This is a genomic window from Acidimicrobiales bacterium (assembly GCA_036270875.1).
Taxonomy (GTDB): domain Bacteria; phylum Actinomycetota; class Acidimicrobiia; order Acidimicrobiales; family AC-9; genus AC-9.
The window spans coordinates 1-4,584 of sequence record DATBBR010000144.1 but is presented as its reverse complement, the minus strand read 5'-3'; the positions used below and the strand labels follow the sequence as shown (position 1 = coordinate 4,584).

The 4,584-nt window shown below is 70.3% G+C and carries 5 protein-coding genes; all 5 read right to left on the bottom strand.

Going from position 1 to position 4,584, the window contains the following annotated elements; all coding sequences use genetic code 11:
* On the bottom strand, positions 1-683 hold a 683-nt coding region (locus VH112_13845), incomplete at its 3' end, for a ParB/RepB/Spo0J family partition protein (GenBank protein HEX4541318.1).
* The gene (locus VH112_13840; protein HEX4541317.1) at positions 658-1,722 is read right to left on the bottom strand and encodes an AAA family ATPase; all 1,065 of its coding nucleotides are present in this window, start codon (positions 1,720-1,722) and stop codon (positions 658-660) included. The genes VH112_13840 and VH112_13845, both read right to left, overlap by 26 nt.
* Before the next feature lie 459 nt (positions 1,723-2,181).
* Positions 2,182-2,958 (bottom strand): RsmG family class I SAM-dependent methyltransferase, encoded by a 777-nt coding sequence (locus VH112_13835; protein HEX4541316.1) that lies wholly within the window; start codon positions 2,956-2,958, stop codon positions 2,182-2,184.
* A 7-nt stretch (positions 2,959-2,965) separates the two neighbouring features.
* On the bottom strand, positions 2,966-4,042 hold the full coding sequence (gene jag, locus VH112_13830) for an RNA-binding cell elongation regulator Jag/EloR (GenBank protein HEX4541315.1): 1,077 nt from the start codon (positions 4,040-4,042) through the stop codon (positions 2,966-2,968).
* 3 nt (positions 4,043-4,045) lie between these two features.
* Positions 4,046-4,584: hypothetical protein (locus VH112_13825; GenBank protein ID HEX4541314.1), on the bottom strand; the 539-nt coding region annotated here is incomplete at its 5' end.

Here is a 4,584-nt window from a genome sequence, read left to right as displayed (position 1 = left end):
ACACGGAGGTCCACGCCGCCGCTGCGCACGAGATCCTCGACCGCCCGGACCGTCAAGCCCTCCTCGACGATCCGCTCGACGAGCCTCTCCTGCAGGGCCCGATCGGGAGTCCCGAGGAGTGCCCGGGCATGTCCGGCCGAGATGGTCCGCTCCGCCAGGGCCCGCTGCGCGCCGGCCGGCAGCTGGAGGAGGCGCAGGGTGTTGGTAACGGTCGCCCGACCCTTGCCCATGCGCGAGGCCACCTGCTCGTGGGTGAGCCCGAACTCGTCGATCAGCTGCTGGTAGGCCGCGGCTTCCTCGAGTGCATTGAGATCGACCCGGTGCAGGTTCTCGACAAGCGCTTGCTCGAGGCTCGCCACGTCGTCGGCCCGCTGGACGAGGACCGGGATGGTCTGGAGCCCGGCGCGCCGAGCCGCCCGCCAACGCCGCTCCCCCGCGATGAGCTCGTAACTCTCGCCCTCGTCCTGCAGCTCGCGCACCAGGACCGGCTGCAGCAGACCCACCGCCTTGATGGAGGAGGCCAGCGAGGCCATGGATTCCTCGTCGAAGTTGCTGCGGGGCTGGAAGGAGTTGGGACGGATATGGGAGATCGGCACCACCCGCAGAATCGAGTCGGACTCCCCGACCGCTTCACTAGGAATGAGGGCGCTCAGCCCCTTACCGAGTCCGCTGCGGCGCGCCATTGCTCACCTCCTTGGCCAGCTCGCGGTACGCCACTGCGCCTCGCGAAGCGGGATCGAAAACCGTGATGGGCTGCCCGAACGACGGGGCCTCCGACAAGCGGACCGTCCGGGGGATCACAACCCGGCAGACCCGCTCCGAGAAGTGCTCCCTGACCTCGTTGGCCACGTCGACGGAGAGTCGGGTGCGGGCGTCGAACATGGTGAGGACGATTGTGGTGACTTCGAGTGTCTCGTTGAGATTGGTCGAGACTAGGTTGACGTTGCGCAGGAGCTGGCTCAGGCCCTCCAGGGCGTAGTACTCGCACTGGATCGGCACCAGGACCTCGTGGGCCGCCGCCAGACCGTTGACGGTGATGAGACCCAGCGACGGCGGGCAGTCGATCAGCACGAAGTCGAAGTCGTCGACGATGGTCTCGATGGCCCGGCGCAGCTTCAACTCCCTGCTGAACGCCGGGACGAGCTCGATCTCCACCCCGGCCAGATCGATCGTTGCGGGGGCGACGAACAGGTTTTTGACGCTGGTCGGCTCGATGCAATCCTCGAGGGCCTGGTCGCGCATGATCACGTCGTACATCGAAAGCTCGAAATTGCGGGCCTCGACGCCGAGACCGGTGGTCGCGTTCGCCTGGGGATCCAGGTCGATGACCAGGACCCGATAGTCCTGTTCGGCCAGGGCTGCCCCGAGGTTCACCGTGGTCGTCGTTTTGCCGACGCCACCCTTCTGGTTGGCGATGGCGATCACCCGAGGCAGCTCCCGGGCTGCGGGCTTGGACCCGTTGAGGAGCTCGGTGGCGTCGTCGCGGATGGACGGAGCCCGCATGGCCGGCGCGTGCTCACCGGCTGCACCGGACGCCTTCGCCCCCTTTTGCGCCTTCCCCTTCTTCGCCATGTCCGCCTTTGCTTCGGGCGCCTCGACCGGAGCCGGCGCCGAAGTTACATCCTCGGCCACGAACTCTTCGTGGGCCGTCTGCGGGGTCGCCTCGGGTTCCTGGACCGCCCCCACGGCCTCCTGTGCGGCCGCTGCAGGCTCTTCTCCCATAGGGAGGGACACGGTAGCTGGGGTAGGCGGAGTGGGTTCGCCCGACGCCGGGAGCTGCGTCGGAGCTTGCTCTTCGACCTGGGCCGGGGGCGCCGGTGGCGTGCCGTTGGGCCCCTGCTCGGGCTCCGCGATCAGCCTCTTGACGGGATCCGTGGAGGTTGGCCCGTCGGCTGTGACAGGGCTAGGCGGCTGCTCGGTCGGAGGTGGTGTCGGTGTCTTGTCCCTGCGCCTGATGCGCATCAGGCGGGGAATCCGAATCGCCGAGGCACGCCGCATATCCTGGCGTCCCCGGGTCAGCTGGTCAAGACTTCAGCCTCTGTTTCACGTGAAACCTGACCCAAAAAAATTCAGGCCATGCGGGGCTCTGGTTTCACGTGAAACATTCCCGGGGAGGCCACTGGGGTGTCATCTGGTGGCCTCGAGGGGGCCCGAGCGCGGGTATACGGGCGGGACCCTTCCTCAGAAGAGGGGGCGTTTCGCCGGAACCCCGTCCCGGCGGGGGAACCGCTCGGGACAGGGCTCGGCCTGTCGGAGCGTCTGGTAGTCGAACCCCTCATGGACCAGCTGGTCCGGGACCAGGCCGAGCTGGCGCAGGGGCTGGGCCGGCCAGCGGAGGTCCGCGCCGGAGGGATCCGAGGGAAGGTCCGGCGGACGGTCGGGGGGACTCCCCGGTGGTTCGGAGACCACCAGCCAGCCGCCGGATCCGAGCAGGGGAGCGGCGCACTCGGCCACGACGGCAGGCCGTCCGAAGGACCGGGCCAAGACCCCGTCGAAGTGCCCCCGGAGGAGGGGGTCACGACCGGCCGCCTCCGCCCGGCCCTGGCGCACCGAGACCCGGGCCCCGAGGCCCAGTCGCCGGACCGCGTCGCTCAGGAAGGCCGTGCGGCGGCCTTGAGCGTCGAGGAGGACGAGGGTGGCCTCGGGCCAGCGGGTGGCCACGACGAGGCCGGGGAGTCCGCCCCCCGAACCGAGGTCCAGGAGGACCGGCGGGGTGGGGCCGTCAGGCCACAGGCGGCGGCAGACGGCGACGAAGCCCTCGGCGTGGCGGAGGTGGGTGTCGACGGGGCCGGGACCGAGGAAGCCGGCGGCCCGGGCCTCCCCGAGGATCCGGCGGAGTTCGGGGGGGTGAGCGGGCTCTGCGGGGTCGGAGGACTCGGAGGGCCGAGTGGGCCGAGTGGGCCGAGAGGGGTCGGGGAGGGGAGGGGGAGAGGCGGCGGAGGGGTCGGTGCCGGGCACCGACGGGTCAGGACGCCGGGGCGATGACGACGTGGCGGTGCGGGTCCTCGCCCTCGGAGCGGGTGACGACGCCGTCCATCTCGTTGATGGCGTCGTGGACCGCCTTGCGGTCGGCCGGGCTCATGGCCTCGAGCGCCTTCTCGTGGCCCGAGGAGATGACCTCCTCGGCGATCTGGACGCTGAAGCGCTTGAGGGCGGCCGAGCGGCGCTCCCGGTAGCCGGCGACGTCGACGAGGATGCGGTCGGTGCGGGAGGGGCACTGGCGCTGGACCACGGCCCGGGTGAGGTCCTGGAGCGCGGCGAGCGTCGAGCCGCGGGGGCCCACGAGCATGCCGAGGCCTTTGTCATCGCCGACGGCCGCGATCTCGACGGTCTCGTCGTCGAGGAGGCGGCTCTCGACGGTGGCCTCGACCCCGTACTCGGCGAGCAGGCCGGCGAGGAACGTCCGTCCTATCTCGCCCTGTTCCTCGAGCGTCATTCCCTCGGCCATGTCCACTGTCTCCTTGCCTTCGGTGCTCCGGGACGGAGCTTGTGCGTGGGATGGTTCGCGGGTGGAGCCGTTCTGCGAGCGGTCGTGGATCTCGGTGGCGCCGACGGTGGCGCCTGCGCCTGCACCGGCGGTGGCGGCCCGGGAGCGGTTGCGTCGACGGCGGGCCGAGCGGCTGGCGCCGGTGCCCTGCCCGCGGCCCGGGTCGGCCGGGCTCGAGCCCTCCAAGTTGCCGCGCCCGGACGATCCATTGTCACCCCCACCGGTCGAGTGAGCCTTCTCGGCGTCGGCGCTGCCGTTGCCCCCGGAGGCCCGGCCGCTACCCGATGACCTCGACCTCGAGCCGGAGGAGCCGCTGCGCGGGCGGTCGCCCTGGCGGGACCGGTCGCCCCGCCGGGAGCGCTCCCGCTTGGGCCGGGCGCCGACCGGGCGCACCCGGGCGCGGACCCGGGCCTCGACCCGCACGCGGCCGAAGAGGCCCAGCTTGGGCTCGTTGATCACCACGACCTCGGCGTCGCCGGGACCGACCCCCAGCTGATCGAGCGCCTGCTCGGTCGCCTCTTCGATGGTCTTGCCTGCTACCTCAACCCACTCCACGTCCTAGCGTGCCTTTCTGGCCCGCTTGGATCGCGATCGGTTCCCGGGCTTGGGGGCCGGCGGTTCCGCGGCCGCCCCCTTCCCGCCGGCGGGCCGCTTGCCCGCCCCGGGCTTCCGCCCGTTCGCGTCCGTCTTGGGCCGTCCGTTGGTGTCCGCCTTCTGCGGGGGCACCGTTCCCTTGGCCAGCGCCGTCCCGTCCGTGGCGGTCGAGCGCTTCTTCGCCGGCTTTGGGGCCGGCTTCTCGGGGGGCGGTGGCTTGTCCTGTTTGCCCGAGCCGATCTCGCGTTCGACCGCCACCGGAGCCACCATCCCCGTCTTGAACATCACCTCTTGGGTGGCGATGCGCATCGCCGAAGAGACCACCATGTAAATGGTTGCTCCCGCCGGCACTCTTAGGTAAATGAATCCGAAGATAATTGGGAAAAACTTCTGCATCGTTTGCATCTGCGGATTCGCAGCTGCAGCCTGCGGATTACGGCTGTTCATCTGCTTCATTTGGTAGTACTGCAGGAACATTGCAGCCGCAATGAGCACCAGGTAGG